Source organism: Enterobacter sp. 6722112, assembly GCF_058661685.1.
Genome location: NZ_JBZWGR010000007.1, coordinates 1,567,024 through 1,588,747 on the forward strand (window position 1 = coordinate 1,567,024; position 21,724 = coordinate 1,588,747).

Sequence of the window (21,724 nt, forward strand, 5' to 3'; positions counted from 1 at the left end):
AGTAACAACCAGAAGCGCTCGAAGGAGAGGTTAATGGAAAGCAAAGTAGTTGTTCCGGCGGAAGGTAAAAAGATCACCCTGCAAAACGGCAAGATTAACGTTCCTCACAACCCGATTATCCCGTTCATTGAAGGCGACGGTATCGGCGTAGACGTTACCCCGGCAATGCTGAAAGTGGTTGATGCCGCTGTTGAGAAAGCCTACAAAGGCGAGCGTAAAATTTCCTGGATGGAAATTTACACCGGTGAAAAATCGACTCAAGTTTATGGCCAGGACGTCTGGCTGCCAGCCGAAACGCTGGACCTGATCCGCGACTATCGCGTTGCTATCAAAGGCCCTCTGACCACGCCAGTTGGCGGCGGCATTCGCTCCCTGAACGTGGCGCTGCGTCAGGAACTGGATCTATATGTGTGTCTGCGTCCGGTGCGTTACTACCAGGGCACCCCAAGCCCGGTTAAGCACCCGGAACTGACCGACATGGTTATCTTCCGTGAAAACTCAGAAGACATCTACGCCGGTATCGAATGGAAAGCGGACTCTGCTGATGCAGAAAAAGTGATTAAATTCCTGCGCGAAGAGATGGGCGTGAAGAAAATTCGCTTCCCTGAGCATTGCGGCATCGGCATCAAGCCATGCTCCGAAGAAGGGACCAAGCGTCTGGTGCGTGCCGCCATCGAATACGCTATCACCAACGATCGTGAGTCTGTGACCCTGGTTCACAAAGGCAACATCATGAAGTTCACCGAAGGCGCGTTCAAAGACTGGGGCTACCAGCTGGCGACCGAAGAGTTCGGCGGTGAACTGATCGACGGCGGCCCATGGCAGAAAATTAAGAACCCGAACACCGGTAAAGAGATCATCATTAAAGATGTGATTGCCGATGCGTTCCTGCAACAGATCCTGCTGCGACCTGCTGAGTATGACGTGATCGCCTGTATGAACCTGAATGGTGACTACATCTCCGATGCGCTGGCCGCACAGGTGGGTGGTATCGGTATCGCCCCGGGCGCGAACATCGGTGACGAGTGCGCCCTGTTCGAAGCAACTCACGGTACTGCACCTAAATACGCAGGCCAGGACAAAGTCAACCCAGGCTCTATCATTCTATCCGCAGAGATGATGCTGCGTCATATGGAATGGTTCGAAGCCGCAGACCTGATCGTTAAGGGTATGGAAGGCGCGATTAACGCGAAAACCGTCACCTATGACTTTGAACGTCTGATGGAAGGCGCTAAACTGCTGAAATGCTCAGAGTTTGGCGACGCGATTATCGCGAACATGTAATCCACTCGCTGGGTTAAATGACAACGGGAGCCTGAGGGTTCCCGTTTTTTATGCACACAAGACGGAAACAACGCTATGACCCATGATATCCCGCTCAAGTATTATGACATCGTCGACGAGTATGCGACTGAAACGGCGAAACCGGTAGAAGAGGCAGAGCGTACGCCGCTGGCACACTATTTCCAGCTGCTGCTCACTCGCTTATACAACAATGAGGAAATCAGTGAAGAGGCGCAGCGGGAGATGGCTGTCCAGGCCGAGATAGACGAAGCGCGCATTGACGATATTGCGAACTTCCTGAATCAGTGGGGCAATGAATAACGCGTCATCGCGCTGAGTCTGCCAGCAGCCTGGCGAGGTCGTGCCGGGTTAGCGACTTCGAAAAGTACCAGCCTTGTACGAGGGCATCGGGGTATCTCTGCGCGATGAACTGATATTGCGTTTCGCTTTCAACCCCTTCAAAAACAAGGGTTTTGTGCAGTTTAGCTAGCGCGTCGCTGAAGATCACCAGGATATCCTGTTTATAGTGCTCGCTGATGCCGTCCACTAACGACTTATCCACCTTGATTTCGTCATATTTGAGATTTGATAGCCTGGCCAGATTAGAGTTTTGCACACCAAAATCGTCTATTGAAATTTTGACGCCTGCCGATTTAAGCTCCTCACAAAACTCTTCAAGGATGGCCGCGGTGGAAACGCCATTCTCGGATAACTCAACTTTGATTAACGATAAGGGAATCGCGTTCTCTGAGCATTCATGACGTAATACCGCCAGGAATTTGCCGTCTTCAATTTCCGTCCGGCCAACGTTCAGTGAAATCATTAACTGATGTTCAGCGGCCAGCGCGGCAATTTCCGCCAGGGATTTCTTTATCATGTTCTGATAATAAACGTTATACAGGCCAATTTTTTTAATTAACGGGATAAACAGCTCAGGAGAAACCTCTTTGTGATTGTTATCCTGCCATCTTGATAACACTTCAACCCCGACGATTTTCTTATCAGCAACCCGAATAACAGGCTGAAAATGAACGCTGATGGTATTCGCTTTTACCGCTTTGACCAGCGTTCGTTCCAGAGAACGTCGGTCTTCATAAAGTCGAAGAGAAAACAGCGTCAGGGATACCCAGATAAAGTATAAAAACAAGCACAGAAGCACCATCACTACGTGGGAGAGCGAAGCCAGTCCGGCATCATGGTGTGTGACGGTAACGCACAAATCCCAGCGTGTACTGCACTCTGTCACAGCCAGCGTAAATAACAGAGACTGTAAGCGGCTGAAGTTTTCTGATGGCGGCGTAACGGTGAAAAAGGTGCGGCCGAAATCTTTAGTGGAAGAACGAAGCGAATAGTTGGCGGTAACGGGGGCAAATTTATCGTAGGCTGAACGGGAGGTGAAGATAATAAGGTGGTTATAGATTGTCGCATTGCCGACAAAGAAATCTTTCTGCGAAAACTGCGCCAGGCTGAATCCGTTCTGGGTATTATGCAGCTCAGAGGGAAGGGCGATGGGATTTGCCAGCTTGCCCCAAAACGCGGTGCAGGTGATTTTCCCCTTTTCAATAAACCCCACATCGGCGAAATAGAGACTTCGCATCTTTAATTTTCGGTAGACGTTCAGACTGGCGCTATCGCATCCCTGCGCGGAGGTATTTTTAAGCGTACTGGCGATATTTTGCGTTAACTCTTCAGAATAGCTTAAGAGCGTGTGGGAGATCTCCCTCTGCCGGTTCTTTTGCTGCTCAGCGATAATGGCGTTAACCGCATACAGCGACAGGACGACCATAAAGGTTGAGATGATAGCAACGGCAATGGCCTTCTTCATTTTCCTGTTGTCCCACCACGTCCTGAGGTGCAGGGATCTTAACACAGGTCATAAAAGCTACAAGTACGAGAGTTGAGGCTGCACGGAATCGAAAGGAAAGCCACCATGCCAGGCTCCTTTCATCTCAGAACCACTCAAACCGTGTTGAGAGCAGTAGCAGTAACGTACTGGCAGAAACAAGATTAAGGCAGATGACAAACTTGCTTGATACGTTCATGTTATCAACGTTTTTGTTGTTCAGTAGCCACAGAGAATAGCGTTTCACCTCCACTGAAGAAACGCCAGATTTTGGTGGGTTCGGGCAAAAAAAAGCCCACTCAAGGGTGGGCAAGAAATACTGGAAGCAATGTGAGCAATGTCGTACTGAATACCTGAGTGATTTGCTCAACTATTCAGTAATGAGAAAGATAATCTTTCTCAGTAAAAGATGCAACCCCACGATGAGTGTGGAACGGCATTTTTTTACTGCTCATATTTTAATCAAACGAACCGTGTGATTCTTATCACAAATTTCCTTTCTCAGATCCTGTGCTATCCTTTTCTGTGTCGTTGATTTAATGACAAAAACCATACAGAGAGGAAAGCTATGGGAATTTTATCCTGGATTATCTTTGGGCTGATTGCGGGGATCCTGGCGAAGTGGATTATGCCGGGCAAAGATGGCGGCGGTTTCATCGTCACGATCATTCTGGGGATTGTGGGTGCAGTCGTCGGTGGCTGGATCAGTACCCTGTTCGGCTTTGGCAGAGTTGATGGCTTCAACTTCGGCAGCTTTGTCGTCGCGGTGATTGGCGCGCTGGTTGTTCTGTTTATCTACAGAAAAATCAAAAGCTAAATCTGACCTGTGTTAAAAAAGGCTGCCTGACGGCGGCCTTTTTACTTTGGGCGTTACCACCAGCCTAACTGCGTACCGGCGACGGCCACGATGGCGACAATCAACATGATGATGGTCGTTTTTCTCATTTAAGCCCCCGGCGCGGCGTAACCGCCAAGGAAAAACCAGCCTAAAAACACCACCGCTGTGATAAAAATAACCACCGGAAAGAGGATCCCTATTCTCATGCCATCACCTGTTTGAGTTTGTATAAGGCCGTAGAGTGTACGGTTTTAATCTAACGCGACAAAGCCTGTTTTGCTTTTTCCTTTTTTATCCTGATACATCGCGAGGTCTGCGGTGCGCAGGGCGCTATCTTCATCCGTGCTGTGAGGATCAACAATAACGACGCCAAGGCTTGCGCCGGGATAAAGAATAGTGGCATTGCCTAACCCGTATTCGCCCGCAATAAGACCATTGAGGCGGGTTTTGATTGCGTTGACCTCTGTACTGGCGTCGCCATCATCGCTGTGACTCAGGCTGGCAACCAGAAATTCATCGCCGCCGAGCCGGCCAATAATCTCATCCTGCGTTTGCTCGTGAGTCAGCCGCTTGCCGACCTGTACGAGGAAGCGATCGCCCGCCTCATGCCCGTACTGGTCATTGATTCGCTTGAAATCATCGAGGTCAATAAAAGCCATCATGACGTTGCGGTTAAGATGGCGCGCCAGTGAGAACAGGGTGGTAAGGTTTTCAAAAATGGCGCGACGATTCGGCAGGCCGGTGAGGGCGTCGGTGTAAGAGTGAGCAATGAGCGCCGCATTTGCTTCGCGAAGCTGAAGCACAAGCGACTCTTTCTGAATGTACTGACCAATTAAACCGGCAAAGAGTCTGATCACCTGCTCGCCACGCTCGCTGAACTGTTTCTGTGCGGTGCTGGCAGCGCAAAGCGTGCCATACAGAGAACCGTCAGCCAGGTGAACCGGCACGCTCATATAGGTTGTAATGCCCAGTGCTTTGGCCGCTTCACACTCCGGCCAGCGGTCGGGCACCTCGTTACTGAACAACGTGTCGCTGTCGATGGCGCGCTTACACAGTGTTTCGTCCCAGGGCACGCTGAACCCTTCCGGGATCTGCATTTGCTTGCTGTTACGGGCATATAAAATGTGCTGCAAACGCGCATTGATATCGACTTTCGTCAGGTAGGTTGATTCCATATCCGTCACAATTTCCAGCATTTCCAGTAGCTGACGCACCAGACTGTCGAGAGATTGCTCAGTGGAGAGGGTTTCTGAAACACGGGCAAGAATGATATCTGACATGAGGCAGGATGACTCCCATGCAGAAGACCTCTGTATCTGCATGTTATGCTGAAAATATAGACTCCGGTCATAGTAAAACATGAACAGGATTAATTTTATAGATTCTTCTGAAGGCAGATGAGGGGAAGACTAAAAAAAGCCCCGATGTTGAGATCGGGGCAAAACATCTTGATTACGGAATGATGTTCTCTGGTCAGTGTGAGAACAGGCATCACTATAAGGGGGAATCGTGCAGGTTTAATGGATAAATCATGGAGAAAACGGCGATGACCCGTTACTCTGACATTTTTACACCCTGAAGGATCATGATAATGAAATATCTTCTCCTGGCGCTGGTTTTACCGCTGGCCGCCTGCTCAACAAAGACAACCCCTCCTGATGCGCCTCAACCGCCGCACGCTATTGGTATGGCAAACCCGGCGTCAGTGTACTGTCTGGAGAAAGGGGGAGAGCAAATCCCTGTTCAAAGCCCGCAGGGCGTACGTACCGAGTGCAAACTGCCCGGCGGGGAAGTGATCGATGAATGGGATCTTTACCGCCGCGATCACCCGCAACCGACCAGATGACAACGGCAATAAAACTGCGATACACTTCTCTTTAGGATTATTCTTAGCCAGTTTCTGGCAGTACGTATGCGAGAAGAAGTATGTTTCAGTTAAAACCGGGCAGCATGGCGATGATCGTGGGTGCGCGTACGGCGGCAGGCCGTCGAAATATCGGTAAATCCGTCGAGCTGTTTGGCCTCTGTCAGCCGGGCCAGCGTTTTGTGAACCCGGTTAACGGCGTCATGACGCAATTACCCGCCACGTCAGCGCGTGCGCTGTGGCTGGTCACCGGTGATGTTTACGCCTTTGATAATCAGCACGGCTTTGCGTTTGTTCGCCCGGAACATCTGATGCCGCTTACTCCCGACGAGATGCCACACAACGTGGATGAGCTGGCGATCGGTTAATCACAGTTTACGCAGCCAGTCTGCCAGTACCTGCGCGTGATTCTGCTCCGTATTTTTCGCCCCATAGAGTAGCGTCACGGTCTGCTGTTTGGCGAGAGCCGCCAGGCGTTTGCCTTCATCCGGATGCTGCGCCAGCTCTTTACGATAGGCTTCACTGAACGCGGTGAAATCTATCGTTTCACTGTGAAAAGCTTTTCGCAGTTCGCTGGACGGCGTTAGCGCTTTACACCACTCGTCACAGGCGAGGTCGGTCTTTTTTATCCCTCGCGGCCAGAGTCTGTCGACCAGGATCCGGTAACCGTCTTTTGAGGTCGCCTGCTCATACACGCGTTTACATTGAATCATGGGTCCTCCTCATTTCCTTACGACGTTCTGCAAGAACACTATAGCACCCGGCTTTTATCCACCCAATTTAAGGTATTGTGATAATTGCAAAAGATCGGTAGTCTGAGGTTCCTTATGTTATCTGAAAATCCTCCGGCATAAGGAATCTCTGATGGAACTCTCCCCGGTTAAAACGACGCTGCGCATTGCGCTGGTTGGTGATTACAATCCCGATGTTATTGCGCACCAGGCGATCCCGCTGGCGATTGACGACGCCGCTGCGGTTCTGGAGCTCACCGCTGATTATGACTGGCTCGCCACGCCTGAGCTGACCAGCCCCGAAGACCTGGTCGGGTACGATGCCATCTGGCTGGTACCGGCAAGCCCGTATAAAAACACCGAGGCGGCGTTTATTGCGGCCCGTTACGCGCGTGAGAACAGCATCCCCTTTCTCGGCACCTGCGGCGGGTTCCAGCATGCGCTGATTGAGTATGCGCGTAATGTACTGGGCTGGCACGATGCAGGCCATGCCGAAACCGACACCGAGGGAAGGATGGTAATTGCGCCGCTGACCTGCTCGCTGGTGGAAAAAACCGACGCGATCGAGCTGCGGAATAACACGCTGATTGCTAAAGCGTATGGCAAGCCGGAAATTCAGGAGGGGTATCACTGCAATTACGGCGTCTCACCTGAGTTTGCCGACCAGCTTGAGCGGGGCGACATGCGCGTAACGGGCTGGGACGAGCAGGGCGAGATCCGCGCGGCAGAGCTGGTAACCCATCCTTTCTTTGTCCTCACGCTGTTCCAGCATGAGCGGGCCGCGCTGCAAGGGCGCCCGGTCGTGCTGGTACAGGCCATGCTGCGGGCGGCGCAGGGATAAAAAAAGCAGACCTCCGGGTCTGCCTTGAATGTCAGCGGGGTGTGATCTCCCGGTCACGCCCGGCAAGCATACCGCATAACGCCATCACCACTGCGGCCAGCGCGCAGGCGAGCAGCGGAATGCGCCAGTCTCCGGCGGTATCATGAATTTTCCCCATCAGCGGTGGGCCACAGGCCGCCAGAAGATAGCCAATCGACTGTGCCATGCCGGAGAGCGCCGCGGCCTGATGGGCCGAGCTGGCGCGCAGCCCGATAAACGTCAGGCCGAGGATCATGGTGGCGCCGGATCCAAAGCCAAACACCAGCGTCCAGACGACGGCCAGCCCCGGCGCGAACCAGAACCCGGCCGCGCTGACGGCGCACATCAGGGCGACTAGCCCGGCAATGCCACGCTGATCGTTAAGACGGTGCAGGATCAGCGGAATGGCGAGACCGGGAACCGCGGTTGCCAGCTGGAGAAGCCCGTGCATGGAGCCAGCCTGCGTTTCGCTGTAGCCATGGCTAAGCAAAATCGCGGGTAACCAGCCGATAATGACGTAGTAAATCAGCGAGTTAATGCCCAGAAAAAGCGTCACCTGCCAGGCGAGCGCCGAGCGCCAGATAGCCCGATTGTGCAGCGCGCCCGCTCCGGTCAGGGTGGCGGCCGGCTTCTGGCGCCATTGCGGTAACCACAGCAGCAGCGCCACCAGCGGGAAGAACATCAGCATCAACAGCGCCCCGTGCCAGCCACCACTCCCCAGCGACAGCGGGACGATCAGCGCCGACCCTGCGGCAGCAGCGGCTCCCATCGTCAGCGAATAAGCCCCCGTCAGTTTTGCGACCTGGCCCGGAAAATCACGTTTGATTAAGCCAGGTAACAGGACATTGCCCAGCGCAATCCCACAGCCTACGATCGCCGTACCGATAAACAGCAGCGAGGCCGACGGCAGCGAACGTACGCCAATCCCGATGCAAATCAGCAGCAGAGCGATAAAAAGGCTGCGCTCCATGCCCAGGCGCCGGGCGACGCCTGCGGCAAGGGGAGAGATAAAGGCGAAGGCCAGCAGAGGCAGCGTCGTGAGCAGGCCGGTTTGCGCCGTGCTTAAACCATAGTCCTGTCGGATGGTATCGAGCAGGGGGGCGACACCGGTAAAGGTGACGCGCAGCGTCGTGGCAATCATCAGGATGCCTGCAATCAGCAGCGCACCCTGTTTCCCGGAAGGTTGAATAGCAGTAGTCATTATTGTCTCTTACGTTCAGGCGAGCGCATACCATACCGATTTAAGTCGTGGTTGAAATCAGGCTAAAATGACAGTTTATCGCTAATATCGGACAACTTTATGTACGGACTGGGGCTCGATGGCTACGATCCCGATAGCCAGCACGACGCGGCGGTGGCCTTTCGCATCCGCGTGGTGGCACAGGAACAATATATTCCGCTGCATCAGCACCGCAAAGGGCAGCTGATTATGGCGCTGGGGGGAGCGATCACCTGTGAAGTGGAGAACGCGATGCTGATGGTGCCGCCCCAGTATGCGGTGTGGATCCCGGGACAAACGCCGCACAGCAACAAGGCGACGCCCGGCGCGCAGCTCTGTCTGCTGTTTATTGAACCCGGTGCGCTCGAATTGCCGACGCGTACCTGTACGCTGAAAATATCGCCCCTGGTTCGGGAGCTGGTGCTGGCGCTTGCGGACAGGTCACGGGAGGAACTGCCTCTTCCCGCTACCGGAAGGCTGGTTGACGTCCTGTTTGATGAACTGCCCCTGCAACCGCAGGAGCATCTACAGCTGCCGGTATCTCCGCATCCAAAAATTCGCCTGATGAGTGAGACCATGGCAAACGAACCTGCCGCCTGGCAGACGCTGGCGCAGTGGGCCAGCCACTTTGCCATGAGCGAACGCAATCTGGCGCGGCTGGTGGTGAAAGAGACTGGCTTGAGCTTTCGCCGCTGGCGGCACCAGCTCCAGCTGATTGTCGCATTGCAGTTTTTGATCGGCGGAAAGTCGGTTCAGCAGGCGGCGCAGGCGCTGGGGTATGACTCCACCACCGCCTTCATCACCATGTTTAAGAAAGGACTGGGACAGACGCCCGCCCGCTATATCGCCAGCCTGACTACGACTTCCCGATAAACAGCGAAACCAGTCCGGCAGCAATCAGCGGGCCAACCGGCACGCCACGAAACAGCGCCACGCCTAACACGGTGCCCACCAGCAGCCCGGCCACCAGTGAAGGCTGGCTGCTCATCAGCGTCACGCCGCGCCCGCCAAGCCATGAGACAAAAACGCCCACCGCAATCGCCACCAGCGATTTCCAGTTTACAAAGGAGTGCAGCAGCGTTGAGGCCGGTAGCGTTCCGCTGGCAATCGGGGCCATCACGCCGATGGTCAAAATAATGATCCCGATGGTAAGCCCCTGTTTTTCTATCCACGGGAAGAAGGTATTCAATGGTGTGACGCGAACGATGATCAGGACCAGAATGGAAATCGCGACGGTGGTGTTGTGGCTGACAAAACCCAGAGCAGCCAGGGCCAGAAGTATGAGCAGAGTAGGGTCGAACATGACGGGATCCTTGCCAAAAATAGTAAGCCTGCTTACTTTACGCGCAAACGCGACGGCAGGCAGGCTTTACTGAAAAAATTGTCTATTTTTGGTCACTTGCCTGACGTCAGTCCACCAGCTGCTGGATAAGTGGACTTCCTTCGCGGATAAACACCGGGATGGTTTCCAGCGCCGCAGGCACCCGGATATGCTCCCCACCGGCGTAGCGCTCACCGTTGAGAGCGATCCAGCTATTGCCCGTCGGCAGCCAGACATCGCGCTCACGCTGACCGGCCTGCATAACCGGCGCCACCAGAAGATCTTCGCCAAACAGATACTGATCTTCACACGTCCAGCTCTGCTTATCCTGCGGATAGTGCCAGAACAGCGGACGCATGAGAGGGTCTCCGTGCAGATGAGCCTGCTGGTACAACGCGTCAATATAGGGGCGCAGGGTTTCGCGCACGGTAAGCCAGTGCTGCATGATGGCGTAATTCTCTTCTCCGTAACTCCACAGCTCATTAGGCGAACCGCTGTTACACTGAGGAATGCCGTCACGGTAGCGCTCCGGGGGCTGGATCTGCGGTTCGCGATAGCCGTGCATGCGCAGAACCGGTGTAAACACCGCCCACTGGAACCAACGGATCAGCAATTCGTGGAACGCCGGGTCGTTAACGTTCCCTCCCTGGAAGCCACCGATATCGGTTGTCCACCATGGGATCCCCGCCAGCCCCATATTCAGTCCCGCGGCGAGTTGATTGCGAAAAGCATGGAACGAGGAGTGGACATCACCCGACCACGCCAGCACGCCGAAGCGCTGGCTGCCTGCCCAGGCACAGCGTACCAGGTTAACAATGTCGGTTTCACCATTTGCCTGGAGCCCATCGAAAAAGCCCTGCGCAAAGTCACGCGGGTAGCGATTGCCCACTTCCAGCACCGGACCGGCGTGGTAGCGATAGTTGTCAAAATCATAGGCGCGGTATTCCGGTTCGGCTTCGTCCAGCCAGAACAGCTTAATGCCCATGTCGTAGTAATTTTTCTTCACCGTATCCCAGACGAATTTCCGCGCCTCAGGATGGGTCGCATCAAAGAAGGTGGTATTGCCCATAAAATCGAGGTTGACCTGCACGCCACGTTCACTGCTGACCAGCCAGCCTTTGGCTTTCATCAGCGGGTAGAGAGGGCTGCGCGCCTCTACCGTTGGCCACACCGACACCATCAGCGCAATACCCATTTCGCGCAGCTCGTCGACCATCCCTTCAGGATCGGGCCAGTCTACGGGGTCGAAGCACCAGGTGCCCTGATTCGGCCAGTGGAAAAAGTCGATGACCATCACCGACAGCGGCAGATTACGGCGGCGATACTCCCGCGCAACCTCCAGCACCTCCTGCTGGGTGCGGTAGCGTAATTTGCACTGCCACAGCCCGCTGATAAACGCCGGGGCGGAGGGCGGAGTACCGGTGGCTTTCACATACTGGCGGGTGATATCCGCCACCGTATCAGCGGCGGTGATCCAGTAGTCCATTTCTCCCGTCACGCGGGCGCGCCATTCCGTCTGATTTTTTGCAAAGCTGGCTTCACCAATCGCCGGGTTGTTCCAAAGCAGGCCATAGCCAAGGCTGGACTGCATAAAGGGCACGCTGGCCTGGGAGTTGCGCTGCGCCAGTTCCAGCGTACAGCCTTTCAGATCCAGCCACGGCTGTTGATACTGACCCATGCCATAGATGCGTTCATCCGGACGCGATTCAAACCGGACGGTGAGCTGATATTTCCCCCCCATTAGCGGCTTAAATTCGCGGCCATCCAGCTTCAGGGCGCTGACATATTTATCCTGGCTCTTCTCGCTGGCACCGATACCCACCGTTGAACGCTGGCGCCACATCTCTTCCAGCAGCAGTTCGCCGCGCTGATTGTAGAAGGCCAGCTGACCTTTAAGATTCAGCGTCGCGGTAATATTGCCGTTGCGCAGCGTCAGGCTTTCCGCTTCGGCGACAATCTCAGCCTGGCAAGGGGCGGCGGGCAACAGTGCCTGTAAGGCGTCATCAAAAGCCGGGGAGCAGGTGGCCCTGACGCGCAGGCTGTTTTCACCCCACGGTTCAATACGCAGGGTCTGGCGTTCAAAACGCCATTCGATACTGTTGGAATGTTGGATCAGCTCACTCATGGAAAACGCGTCCTTCTAAACAGGGTGTTTGGCAAGATGGATGGATTGCATTGTGCTGTCGTCGAGCTTGTACCAGCGCAGCGTGGCAAACGCGCAGAGTGACAAGACGCCAGGCACGACGGTGAAGAGGGCGATGATGCAGTACATGGCCGTGGTGGTCTGTTCCGGGGCGTTGGCGACATAGCCGCTTAAGCCCAGCGTCCAGCCAACAATCGCGCCGCTGATCGCCATTCCCAGCTTGAGTACGGCGAGGAAGGTGGAGAAGATCACGCCGTCCATGCGTTTCCCCTGTTTCCATTCGCCGTAATCGGCGACGTCCGCCATCATTACCCACATCAGCGTGGTGGTGGCCTGGTAAAGGGTGGAGACGATAAACGTCATGGGCACCAGAATAAGCACTGACTTAGGCGCAAAGAACAGGGCGATGCTGAGTACCCCCGCCAGTACGGAACAGTATCCAAACATCTGCACTTTGCTGACGTTCTGCGTCAGACGTTTGGCCAGCGCACTGCCTGCGGCTTTCCCGAGAATATGCGCCCCGAGCATCCACATAAAATAGCTTGCGCTACCGAGATAATAAGTGACGAAATACATCATTGCGCCAAGGCGAATAACGCCAAAACCAATGTTGGTTAATACCAGGACGGCGACAACCCGCCATTGGTCGTTTCGTAATAAATCCCGCAGTTCCGCAAGATAATTATTGTGGGTAGCGGGAGCCTTAATACGTTCACGCGTATTGGCGAAGCAGATCCAGAACATGATGACCGCGATGGTCGCCATAATGGCCATCGCCCAGCGGTAGCCCAGTAATTTATCATCGCCGCCTAAAAACTCTGCCAGCGGCATCATAAAGAATGTCGACAGCGCGCCACCCAGCGTGGCCAGGAAAAAACGATAGGACTGGAGGGAAATTCGCGCATCGTTGTCGGGCGTTGTCACCGCGCCCATGGAGCAATAGGGAATATTGATTGCGGTATACATCAGCATCATCAGGGTATAGCTGACGGTGGCGAAAATCATTTTACCGTGCAGATCGAGCGACGCCGGAACGGCGTAGGTCAGCAGACAACTTGCGCCAAAGGGCAGCGCCAGCCACAGCATCCAGGGGCGGAATTTGCCCCAGCGCGTGCGCGTCCTGTCTGCGATATAGCCCATCGCCGGGTCTATTATGGCATCGGCGGTTCTCGCCAGAAGAAACATGGTGCCCACGAATGCGGCAGGTAGCCCCACCACGTCCGTATAGTAAAACGTCAGAAAAATAATGACGTTATCCAGCCCAATATGGCTCGCCATATCGCCTAACCCATAACTGATCTTTTCTTTACGGGTAATTATTTCGGTCATTGTATTCACCTTGCCAGTGTAAGGTTTATTTTTGAGGTGCTCCGTAAACAGGGTTAACCATGATGAAAAGGTTAACAATTGCGAGATCTGGCATCGGGGTTACGTAAATTTCTTTTCGTGATACCGGTAACAAATAAAGTATTTAAACAGTGACTTTATACGGGGGAGGATAGTCAACAGCGAATCGTTTCAGCGAAAAAATAGTCATTTCACGGACGCGTCATTGTCATTTAACTGTCATTGTGCGGGGGTAAAAAAGAGGCAAACGGGCAAAGCAGAGGGCATCATGAACGATCCTATGTTTGTCGAAACGCTGATTATCTCCTCATCGTTTTTTATTATCGCGATTATTTTGATTGCTTCCGTGCTGCTGCTGGAAAACGGCTGACCGTTAGCCAGCCGCAGTATTTATTGTTTACGGAACGTCACCAGTTCAGGACGGGCGATACGCAGATAGTCCTGGGTGTCCATAATCACCGACTTTTCCAGCAGGCCGGCGTTAAAGGCGATCTCATCGAAGCGCTCAAACAGCAGCGGATCGGCGACCAGCGTCAGATCCGGATGAAAGCTGAAGGGGGGAATGGCGCCGAAGACGCAGCCGGTAAGCGCATCCACTTCAGCCGGACTGGCGAGAGAGGCCTTTAGCCCACCGAAATGACTGGCCAGAAGGCTCAGATCGGCCTGCCGATCGGCGGCGAGGATTGCCAGAATATGTTTCTTAACACCGTTGCCTTTTACCTTGCAGACCAGTGCTTTTGCACCCTGCCGGAGATCGGTCCCGCGAATTTCACTGACCGCTTCGCATTTCCCAACGGCCTCATGCGCCACCACGCGAAAGCGCGCCTCCTGCTCGGTTAATAAGCTGATTAGCCGCTGATGGGGCGTCGTCCCGATCACGTCATCAGACATAACGATTTCACCTGTGATTTGCCAATACGTAGCTTGCTACATTAGCACGGGACGGAGAGGGCTGAAAGAAAACAGCCAGCGGGTGCGCTGGCTGTTGGGTCATGCGTTGCTGGTGGACGACTGTTTCTGGAACAGTTCCCGGAAGACCGGGTAGATGTCATCCTGGTCACGAATGTGCTGCATCGCAAAGTTATCGAACATCGCTTGCAGATGCTCATACTCACGCCACAGCGTCTGGTGGGCGCGACGGGTAATTTCAATGTAGCTGTAGTAACGCACCACCGGCAGGATCTTCTTCGCCAGAATTTCATGACACAGCGGCGAGTCATCCGCCCAGTTATCGCCATCCGATGCCTGCGCGGCGTAGATATTCCACTGCGCCGGATCGTAGCGCTCCTTCACCACCTCGTCCATCAGCTTCAGGGCGCTCGACACGATGGTGCCGCCGGTCTCCTGCGAGTAGAAGAACTCATGTTCATCCACCTCTTTCGCCTGAGTGTGATGGCGGATGTAGACCACCTCCACGTTCTTATACGTTCTGCTCAGGAACAGATAGAGCAGAATATAAAAACGCTTAGCCATATCCTTGGTGGCCTGATCCATTGAACCTGATACGTCCATCAGGCAGAACATCACCGCCTGACTGGAAGGCTCCGGCCGTTTTTCGTAGTTCTTGTAGCGCAGGTCGAACGTGTCGATAAACGGCACCCGGTCGATCTTCGCCCGCAGTTCGGCGATCTCTTTTCGCAGGCGCTCCTCTTCCAGCAGTTGTGCCGGCTCCGTGTTTTCCACCACTTTCAGGCTGGTTTCCAGCTCGCGCAGTTCGCGCCGTTTGCCTGCCGTCATCGCCGTGCGTCGCGCCAGCGAGTTTTGCAGTGAACGCACCACGCTGATGTTGGCGGGTACCCCGTTTGCGGTATAACCCGCGCGATGGGTTTTGTATTCGTTGAGCTGACGGTGCTGATTCTTTCTCAGATTCGGCAGGGCCAGATCCTCAAACAGCAGGTCGAGATATTCGTCTTTTGAAATCTGAAAGACGAACTCGTCCTGGCCTTCACCGTCCTGGCTGGCCTGCCCCTGACCGCTGCCAGAACCGCCGCCTCCGCCTTGGGGCCGCTCGATTCTGTCATTCTGGACGAAGTGGTCATTACCTGGGTGCACGCGATGGCGAAGGCCGCCACGCCCCTGATGAAACATCGGTTCGCTGATGTCATCGTTAGGGATGGAGACGGATTCGCCGCTGTCGACGTCGGTCACCGAGCGTTTGTTGATGGCCTCGGAGATCGACTGTTTAATTTGCGCTTTATAACGGCGCAAGAAGCGCTGGCGATTCACCGTGCTCTTGTTTTTGCCGTTAAGACGCCGGTCAATAAACCAGGTCATATATCCCCCGTACTGCATTTGCCAACTTGCAGCGTCCGTAAGTACCGGACATTTTGTTGGCCCGGTAAGCGCGTTACCGGGCACTTGTTTTAAGACGATTTACGCACGCGCAGATACCATTCACAGAGCAGGCGGACCTGTTTGCGGGTATAGCCTTTTTCCATCATACGGTCGACAAAATCGTCGTGCTTTTTCTGCTCGTCGGTTGAGGTTTTGGCGTTGAACGAGATGACCGGCAACAGCTCTTCCGTGTTAGAGAACATTTTCTTCTCTATAACCGTGCGCAGTTTTTCGTAGCTGGTCCAGTTCGGATTGCGGCCGTTGTTATGCGCTCTGGCGCGCAGCACGAAGTTCACAATCTCGTTTCGGAAGTCTTTCGGATTGCTGATCCCGGCTGGTTTCTCGATTTTTTCAAGTTCCGCGTTCAGGGATTCACGGTCAAACAGCTGGCCGGTATCCGGGTCGCGATACTCCTGATCCTGGATCCAGAAGTCAGCGTAGGTGACGTACCGGTCGAAGATGTTCTGGCCGTATTCGGAATAGGATTCCAAGTAGGCGGTCTGGATCTCTTTGCCGATAAACTCGGCGTATTTCGGGATCAGGTAGCCTTTCAGGAACTCCAGGTAGCGTTCAGCCTGCTCCTGTGGGAACTGTTCACGTTCAATTTGCTGTTCCAGCACGTAGAACAGATGTACCGGGTTGGCGGCCACCTCCGCGTGGTCGAAGTTAAAGACGCGGGAGAGGATCTTAAACGCGAAACGCGTCGACAAACCGTTCATCCCTTCGTCGACCCCGGCGTAATCGCGGTATTCCTGGTACGATTTCGCTTTCGGGTCGGTATCCTTCAGGCTTTCACCGTCATACACGCGCATTTTTGAGTAGATGCTGGAATTTTCCGGCTCTTTCAGGCGCGACAGGATCGAGAAGCGCGACAGCGTTTCCAGCGTTCCCGGTGCGCAAGGGGCATGGACCAGCTCACTGTGGTTGAGCAGTTTTTCGTAAATCTTGATCTCCTCGGAGATCCGCAGGCAATATGGCACTTTGACGATGTACACACGGTCAAGGAATGCCTCATTGTTTTTATTGTTACGGAAGGTCACCCATTCAGATTCGTTAGAGTGGGCAAGGATAATCCCGTTAAACGGCAGGGCGGAAATACCTTCTGTCCCGTTGTAGTTCCCTTCCTGGGTGGCGGTCAGTAGCGGATGCAGCACTTTGATCGGTGCTTTAAACATCTCGACAAATTCCATAATCCCCTGGTTGGCGCGGCACAGCGCACCGGAATAACCGTAGGCATCCGGGTCGTTTTGCGCGTGATGCTCCAGCTTACGGATATCGACTTTACCCACCAGCGCCGAGATATCCTGGTTGTTCTCGTCACCGGGTTCAGTTTTGGCAATGGCGATCTGCTCGAGGATAGACGGCCACACTTTCACGACGCGGAACTTGGTGATGTCCCCGCCGAACTCGTGCAGACGTTTTGCCGCCCACGGCGACATGATCGTACCGAGATAGCGATGCGGAATGCCAAACTCTTTTTCCAGAATTTGCGCATCCTCTTGCGGATTAAACAGGCACAGCGGATGGTCATTGACCGGGCTGCGTTCGCCGTTGGCGCTCAGCACATAGATCGGCACGCGCTGCATCAGCGCTTTCAGCCGTTCAGCCAGGGAGGATTTACCCCCACCGACAGGACCCAGCAGATAAAGGATCTGTTTCTTCTCTTCCAGCCCCTGAGCGGCATGCTTCAGGTAGGAGACGATCTGCTCAATGGCGTCTTCCATGCCATAGAACTCTTCAAACGCCGGGTATCGGGCGACCACCCGATTCGAAAATAGACGGGAAAGCCGTGGCTCCAGGGCAGTATCAACCATGTTTGGCTCACCAATAGCCATCAATAGCCGTTCTGCCGCATTGGCATAGGCACTGCGATCTTGCCGACAAATGGTAAGAAACTCCTGCAGTGTGAACTCTTCGTCCTTGGCAGCTTCGTAGCGCTGGCGATAGTGATCGAATATATTCATGGCATGCCGTCCTTTCGTTTTTTAGCACAGGATAAGAGCCGTTCGTATGAGTAGTGGAGGCTCCCGGAAGAGAATTTTTCGCACCTCACTGCCAGAGCAGCAACCTGTGTGCCAGGTCGAAGGCTATGAACCGCAGGGTGTTCAGCAAAACCTCTTCTTAAATTAAAGCTTAGATGGCAATTGCAAAACTTGCATACGGATAAAATCTACTTTCAATGACATATCAATAACTCATCCAAAAATTTCCACTGCGGTTATAAGCGAAAAGTGGGTTTTTCATTTATCGGTCACATAAATGAAAGCGGGATGTCATCTGAAAAATGAAAAATAACGGGTTAATCAAACGGATTAGCGCGCAAAAAATTTTGGGATGTACGGGAATGGCGGTTACACTTCACCCGCTGATTATTTGACTACAGGAAAGAATGGATTGTGACCAAACTCAAACTTCTGGCATTGGGCATCCTTGCCGCTACCGCAGCGAGCACCGTACAGGCTGAGAGCCAGTGGACTGTTGGCGCGGGTGCTGGCGTGATTAACAGCCCGTACAAGCAGTATGACCGCGACGTTTATCCTGTCCCCGTTGTCACCTATGAAGGCGATAACTTCTGGTTCCGTGGGTTGGGCGGTGGCTACTATCTGTGGAACGATACGGCCGATAAGCTCTCCATCATGGCCTATTACGATCCAACGCACTTTAAACCAGGCGACAGCGACAGCAATGCGCTTCGTCAGCTGGACAAACGCAGAAGCTCACTGATGGCGGGGCTTTCTTACGTCCATAATACCGAGTATGGCTTCCTGCGCACTGCGCTGGCGGGCGATACCCTGGACAACAGCAACGGCTTCATCTGGGATCTGGCGTGGCTTTATCGCTATACCAACGGCGCAGTGACGCTGACGCCGGGTATCGGTGTGCAGTACAGCAGCGAGAATTACAACGACTACTACTATGGCGTGTCTAAAGCGGAGTCTCGCCGCAGTGGTCTGAAGAGCTACAGCGCGGATGATGGCTGGGACCCGTACCTGGAACTCACCGCCTCGTATAACTTCCTCGGTGACTGGAATGTGTACGGTACTGGCCGTTACATTCGTCTGAGCGATGAAGTGAAAGACAGCCCGATGGTCGACAAGTCCTGGTCTGGCATCTTCTCCGTGGGTGTGACCTACAAGTTCTGACCAGAACGTGATGCATTAAAACGGGGCGCTAGCGCCCCGTTTGTTTTTTTATGATGCCTGAACAATATTAGCGCTTCACAATCTTGATCGTCTGGCCTAAGCGGGACGGTTTTTCTTCGCTGGTTTTCTGCGGCGCGGTCACGCACGCGGTTTCCACGCACACGAAGGTCTTGTAACCGTCATCCGGGATATCCGCCATGCTGACGGAAAGGGCAGGGCCCGGGTTCCAGCCCACCACGTTGCTGTGGTGGTGATGAACCACATCAATACCGCGGTTCAGCGCGCTGTCGTGGATGACGCTACAGGCTTCCGGGTGCAGATACACGCGGTCGGTACGATCCGGGAAAGTCTGCACGCCGTCGTCCAGCTTGCCTTCTTTCGCGTTATCCACTTTGTCGATAAAGGTATCGCCAAGTCCGCTCACCTTAACGGCCTGAATGTCGCCTACGTTGAAATAGGTGTGCAGGGCGGACGTTGTTTCGAATTCGCCGTGCGCTTCCAGTTCAATTTCGCAGGTTTTACCCAGCTTGAAGCGGGCATACAGGGTGAACTCATGTGGCCACAGGGCGCGCGTTTCATCATTCGCCTGGAGTTCAAAGGTCAACACCGCACCGTTTTCATCTTCGTTGTGGGCTTTCAGCGTCCACTGCTGGTTACGGGCGAAACCGTGTGAGGGTAAACCCTGCTGCGCTGACGGGCCAAACCATGGCCAGCAGATCGGTACGCCGCCGCGGATCGCCGCCCCTTTTTTGAACGAGGTGGCCTCGCTCAGCCACAGGCCTTCTTCTTCACCTTCTGGTTTCCAGGAGAGCAGATGGGCGCCATTGAGTGCTACGGAGGCTTTAACGCGCGGATGATCAACAACGATGATATCAGCACCGTCGATCTGACGGCGGGAGAGCACAGGGTTAAGTTGTTCGACTACCGGAAGTGCAAAAATTTTATTAATCATTAAGCAATCCTCTGTCTAAAAACAATAAAAAAGGCGACCGAAGTCGCCTTTTAGGATCAAGCACTCATCTCAACTTATTTGGAGATGTGAGCGATCAGGTCCAGTACTTTGTTAGAGTAGCCAGTTTCGTTGTCGTACCAGGAAACCAGTTTCACGAAGTTGTCGTTCAGTGCGATACCTGCTTTAGCATCGAACACGGAAGTGCACACTTCGCCGTTGAAATCGGTAGATACAACGTCGTCTTCGGTGTAACCCAGAACGCCTTTCATTGGGCCTTCGGAAGCAGCTTTGATTGCTTTCTTAATTTCTTCATAAGAAGCAGCTTTTTCCAGACGAACGGTCAGGTCAACAACGGATACGTTAGGAGTTGGAACGCGGAACGCCATACCAGTCAGTTTGCCATTCAGTTCTGGCAGTACTTTACCTACTGCTTTAGCAGCACCGGTAGAAGATGGGATGATGTTCTGAGCCGCGCCACGGCCGCCGCGCCAGTCTTTGTGAGACGGGCCATCAACGGTTTTCTGAGTAGCGGTGGTTGCGTGAACGGTAGTCATCAGACCTTCGATGATGCCGAAGTTGTCGTTGATAACTTTAGCCAGCGGTGCCAGGCAGTTGGTGGTGCAGGATGCGTTGGAAACGATGTCCTGGCCAGCGTAAGTTTCGAAGTTTGCACCGCGAACGAACATTGGGGTGTTGTCTTTGGAAGGACCAGTCAGAACAACTTTCTTCGCACCCGCAGTGATGTGTTTACGTGCAGTTTCGTCGGTCAGGAAGATACCGGTAGCTTCAGCTACAACGTCAACACCGATTTCGTTCCATTTCAGGTTAGCTGGGTCTTTCTCAGCAGTAACGCGGATGGTTTTGCCATTAACAACCAGGTGGCCGTCTTTCACTTCAACGGTGCCGTCGAAACGACCGTGAGTTGAGTCGTACTTCAGCATGTACGCCATGTATTCAGCGTCCAGGAGATCGTTGATACCAACGATTTCGATGTCAGAACGTTTCTGAGCAGCACGGAAAACAATACGGCCGATACGGCCAAAACCGTTGATACCTACTTTGATAGTCATATATTCCACCAGCTATTTGTTAGTGAATAAAAGGTTGCCTGTAAAATTACAAAAACCTTACGCAGCGTCAAGCGGAATCGTGTCAATCATTGCGACAAATCAATCCTGTGACTAACGTTTGTGCGACTGACTCGCCTCACTTTCCCTTTGAGCTAGCAACCACATGGGGGCTGCGCCCGGAATTTTAAAGGCCTCGCAGGATTAAAATGTGAAATTGATCACAATTGCCTGACCGCCTTTTCGCGACACATAAGTTTAGAACAAAAGTGCACGCGCGGGTGTTAATGTTTTGTTAGAATCTGGGTTAAAAGATGTCTGTTTCAACAGCGAGATGTAAGCATATGTCGAACCAACGTAACCCCGACGATTTGAAAAAAAACCTTACAGAGATGCAGTTTTACGTGACGCAAAATCACGGCACAGAACCGCCGTTTTCCGGGCGTTTGCTGCACAATAAACGGGAAGGCGTCTACCACTGCCTGGTGTGTGATGCACCGCTGTTTAACTCCCAGACGAAGTACGATTCTGGCTGCGGCTGGCCGAGCTTTTACGAGCCTGTCAGCGATGATGCGATCCGCTACCTGACGGACACCTCGCACGGCATGGTGCGCACCGAAATTCGCTGCGGGAACTGTGACGCCCATCTCGGGCATGTCTTCCCGGATGGCCCGCAGCCGACGGGGGAGCGTTTCTGTGTAAATTCGGCTTCCATGAGCTTTACCGATGATGAAAACGGCGACCATACCAAGGGTTGAAAAAACGATTCAGCAAATTAT

25 protein-coding genes are annotated in these 21,724 nt (G+C 53.7%); 10 read left to right on the forward strand and 15 right to left on the reverse strand.

Features of this window, described 5'->3' with window-relative positions; translation table 11 throughout:
* Positions 1 to 33: 33 nt before the first annotated feature.
* Positions 34 to 1,284: an NADP-dependent isocitrate dehydrogenase gene (icd, locus tag AC4OVU_RS08975; protein ID WP_045329638.1), complete on the forward strand. Its 1,251-nt coding sequence runs from the start codon at positions 34 to 36 to the stop codon at positions 1,282 to 1,284.
* A gap of 75 nt (positions 1,285 to 1,359) precedes the next feature.
* A complete protein-coding gene (locus AC4OVU_RS08980) occupies positions 1,360 to 1,605 on the forward strand; it encodes a YmjA family protein (RefSeq protein WP_022650806.1) in 246 nt (81 codons plus the stop codon).
* A 4-nt stretch (positions 1,606 to 1,609) separates the two neighbouring features.
* On the opposite strand, the gene AC4OVU_RS08985 is transcribed toward AC4OVU_RS08980, so the two are convergent.
* Positions 1,610 to 3,109 carry an EAL domain-containing protein gene (locus AC4OVU_RS08985; RefSeq protein ID WP_023296321.1) on the reverse strand — a complete coding sequence of 500 codons (1,500 nt, stop codon included), beginning with the start codon at positions 3,107 to 3,109 and terminating at the stop codon, positions 1,610 to 1,612.
* A gap of 124 nt (positions 3,110 to 3,233) precedes the next feature.
* Entirely contained in the window at positions 3,234 to 3,326 is a 93-nt protein-coding gene (yncL, locus tag AC4OVU_RS08990; RefSeq protein ID WP_071524166.1) for a stress response membrane protein YncL, read from the reverse strand.
* Between the two features lie 369 nt (positions 3,327 to 3,695).
* Between yncL and AC4OVU_RS08995 the strand changes: the two genes are divergently transcribed.
* A complete protein-coding gene (locus tag AC4OVU_RS08995) occupies positions 3,696 to 3,944 on the forward strand; it encodes a GlsB/YeaQ/YmgE family stress response membrane protein (protein WP_003857896.1) in 249 nt (82 codons plus the stop codon).
* Between the two features lie 53 nt (positions 3,945 to 3,997).
* Here AC4OVU_RS08995 and yoaJ read toward each other — a convergent pair whose 3' ends face one another.
* From yoaJ to AC4OVU_RS09010, 3 genes are read right to left on the reverse strand one after another with little or no spacing between them, the layout of a single operon-like run.
* Complete coding sequence (gene yoaJ / locus AC4OVU_RS09000) at positions 3,998 to 4,072, reverse strand: protein YoaJ (RefSeq protein ID WP_015570794.1); 75 nt, start codon at positions 4,070 to 4,072, stop codon at positions 3,998 to 4,000.
* A complete protein-coding gene (locus AC4OVU_RS09005; protein ID WP_015570793.1) occupies positions 4,073 to 4,171 on the reverse strand; it encodes a YoaK family small membrane protein in 99 nt (32 codons plus the stop codon).
* 45 nt (positions 4,172 to 4,216) lie between these two features.
* The gene (locus AC4OVU_RS09010; protein ID WP_045344202.1) at positions 4,217 to 5,245 is read right to left on the reverse strand and encodes a sensor domain-containing diguanylate cyclase; all 1,029 of its coding nucleotides are present in this window, start codon (positions 5,243 to 5,245) and stop codon (positions 4,217 to 4,219) included.
* 311 nt (positions 5,246 to 5,556) lie between these two features.
* Between AC4OVU_RS09010 and AC4OVU_RS09015 the strand changes: the two genes are divergently transcribed.
* Together AC4OVU_RS09015 and AC4OVU_RS09020 are read left to right on the forward strand one after the other, a co-directional pair.
* Positions 5,557 to 5,811 carry a putative hemolysin gene (locus tag AC4OVU_RS09015; RefSeq protein WP_015570791.1) on the forward strand — a complete coding sequence of 85 codons (255 nt, stop codon included), beginning with the start codon at positions 5,557 to 5,559 and terminating at the stop codon, positions 5,809 to 5,811.
* An 80-nt stretch (positions 5,812 to 5,891) separates the two neighbouring features.
* Entirely contained in the window at positions 5,892 to 6,197 is a 306-nt protein-coding gene (locus AC4OVU_RS09020) for a hypothetical protein (RefSeq protein WP_015570790.1), read from the forward strand.
* Here AC4OVU_RS09020 and AC4OVU_RS09025 read toward each other — a convergent pair whose 3' ends face one another.
* Entirely contained in the window at positions 6,198 to 6,542 is a 345-nt protein-coding gene (locus AC4OVU_RS09025) for a DUF488 domain-containing protein (protein ID WP_015570789.1), read from the reverse strand.
* Positions 6,543 to 6,693: 151 nt separating this feature from the next.
* Here AC4OVU_RS09025 and AC4OVU_RS09030 point away from each other — a divergent pair, with 151 nt between their 5' ends.
* Positions 6,694 to 7,401, forward strand: a complete 708-nt coding sequence (locus tag AC4OVU_RS09030; protein WP_045344203.1) for a CTP synthase C-terminal region-related (seleno)protein — start codon at positions 6,694 to 6,696, stop codon at positions 7,399 to 7,401.
* 31 nt (positions 7,402 to 7,432) lie between these two features.
* On the opposite strand, the gene AC4OVU_RS09035 is transcribed toward AC4OVU_RS09030, so the two are convergent.
* The gene (locus tag AC4OVU_RS09035; protein WP_017384696.1) at positions 7,433 to 8,620 is read right to left on the reverse strand and encodes a CynX/NimT family MFS transporter; all 1,188 of its coding nucleotides are present in this window, start codon (positions 8,618 to 8,620) and stop codon (positions 7,433 to 7,435) included.
* Between the two features lie 99 nt (positions 8,621 to 8,719).
* Here AC4OVU_RS09035 and AC4OVU_RS09040 point away from each other — a divergent pair, with 99 nt between their 5' ends.
* Positions 8,720 to 9,511, forward strand: coding sequence for an AraC family transcriptional regulator (locus AC4OVU_RS09040; RefSeq protein WP_017384695.1), 792 nt, complete (start codon positions 8,720 to 8,722; stop codon positions 9,509 to 9,511).
* On the opposite strand, the gene AC4OVU_RS09045 is transcribed toward AC4OVU_RS09040, so the two are convergent.
* The 3 genes from AC4OVU_RS09045 to AC4OVU_RS09055 form a co-directional block, all read right to left on the reverse strand.
* Positions 9,495 to 9,941: a DUF441 domain-containing protein gene (locus AC4OVU_RS09045; protein ID WP_003857881.1), complete on the reverse strand. Its 447-nt coding sequence runs from the start codon at positions 9,939 to 9,941 to the stop codon at positions 9,495 to 9,497. The two genes, AC4OVU_RS09040 and AC4OVU_RS09045, sit on opposite strands and share 17 nt — an antisense overlap.
* 106 nt (positions 9,942 to 10,047) lie before the next feature.
* Positions 10,048 to 12,084, reverse strand: a complete 2,037-nt coding sequence (locus AC4OVU_RS09050; protein WP_023303491.1) for a glycoside hydrolase family 31 protein — start codon at positions 12,082 to 12,084, stop codon at positions 10,048 to 10,050.
* Positions 12,085 to 12,099: 15 nt separating this feature from the next.
* On the reverse strand, positions 12,100 to 13,431 hold the full coding sequence (locus AC4OVU_RS09055) for a glycoside-pentoside-hexuronide (GPH):cation symporter (RefSeq protein ID WP_491928661.1): 1,332 nt from the start codon (positions 13,429 to 13,431) through the stop codon (positions 12,100 to 12,102).
* 286 nt (positions 13,432 to 13,717) lie between these two features.
* Between AC4OVU_RS09055 and yoaI the strand changes: the two genes are divergently transcribed.
* A complete protein-coding gene (gene yoaI / locus AC4OVU_RS09060; RefSeq protein WP_017384693.1) occupies positions 13,718 to 13,819 on the forward strand; it encodes a small membrane protein YoaI in 102 nt (33 codons plus the stop codon).
* Positions 13,820 to 13,839: 20 nt separating this feature from the next.
* Here the strand turns inward: yoaI and AC4OVU_RS09065 are convergent, their stop codons facing one another.
* The 3 genes from AC4OVU_RS09065 to yeaG all read right to left on the reverse strand — a co-directional run bounded on the left by AC4OVU_RS09065 (position 13,840) and on the right by yeaG (position 17,747).
* Positions 13,840 to 14,340 (reverse strand): YbaK/prolyl-tRNA synthetase associated domain-containing protein, encoded by a 501-nt coding sequence (locus AC4OVU_RS09065; protein ID WP_023303492.1) that lies wholly within the window; start codon positions 14,338 to 14,340, stop codon positions 13,840 to 13,842.
* 99 nt (positions 14,341 to 14,439) lie between these two features.
* A complete protein-coding gene (locus tag AC4OVU_RS09070) occupies positions 14,440 to 15,723 on the reverse strand; it encodes a YeaH/YhbH family protein (protein WP_017384692.1) in 1,284 nt (427 codons plus the stop codon).
* An 89-nt stretch (positions 15,724 to 15,812) separates the two neighbouring features.
* Complete coding sequence (gene yeaG / locus AC4OVU_RS09075; protein ID WP_006809140.1) at positions 15,813 to 17,747, reverse strand: protein kinase YeaG; 1,935 nt, start codon at positions 17,745 to 17,747, stop codon at positions 15,813 to 15,815.
* Between the two features lie 432 nt (positions 17,748 to 18,179).
* Between yeaG and AC4OVU_RS09080 the strand changes: the two genes are divergently transcribed.
* Positions 18,180 to 18,926, forward strand: a complete 747-nt coding sequence (locus AC4OVU_RS09080; RefSeq protein WP_017384691.1) for a MipA/OmpV family protein — start codon at positions 18,180 to 18,182, stop codon at positions 18,924 to 18,926.
* 67 nt (positions 18,927 to 18,993) lie between these two features.
* Here AC4OVU_RS09080 and AC4OVU_RS09085 read toward each other — a convergent pair whose 3' ends face one another.
* Both AC4OVU_RS09085 and gapA read right to left on the reverse strand, forming a co-directional pair.
* The gene (locus AC4OVU_RS09085; protein WP_110292881.1) at positions 18,994 to 19,878 is read right to left on the reverse strand and encodes a D-hexose-6-phosphate mutarotase; all 885 of its coding nucleotides are present in this window, start codon (positions 19,876 to 19,878) and stop codon (positions 18,994 to 18,996) included.
* Positions 19,879 to 19,952: 74 nt separating this feature from the next.
* Positions 19,953 to 20,948 (reverse strand): glyceraldehyde-3-phosphate dehydrogenase, encoded by a 996-nt coding sequence (gene gapA / locus AC4OVU_RS09090; protein WP_006809136.1) that lies wholly within the window; start codon positions 20,946 to 20,948, stop codon positions 19,953 to 19,955.
* Positions 20,949 to 21,289: 341 nt separating this feature from the next.
* On the opposite strand from gapA, the gene msrB reads away from it, so the two are divergent.
* Positions 21,290 to 21,703 carry a peptide-methionine (R)-S-oxide reductase MsrB gene (gene msrB / locus AC4OVU_RS09095; RefSeq protein ID WP_017384689.1) on the forward strand — a complete coding sequence of 138 codons (414 nt, stop codon included), beginning with the start codon at positions 21,290 to 21,292 and terminating at the stop codon, positions 21,701 to 21,703.
* Positions 21,704 to 21,724: the final 21 nt, after the last annotated feature.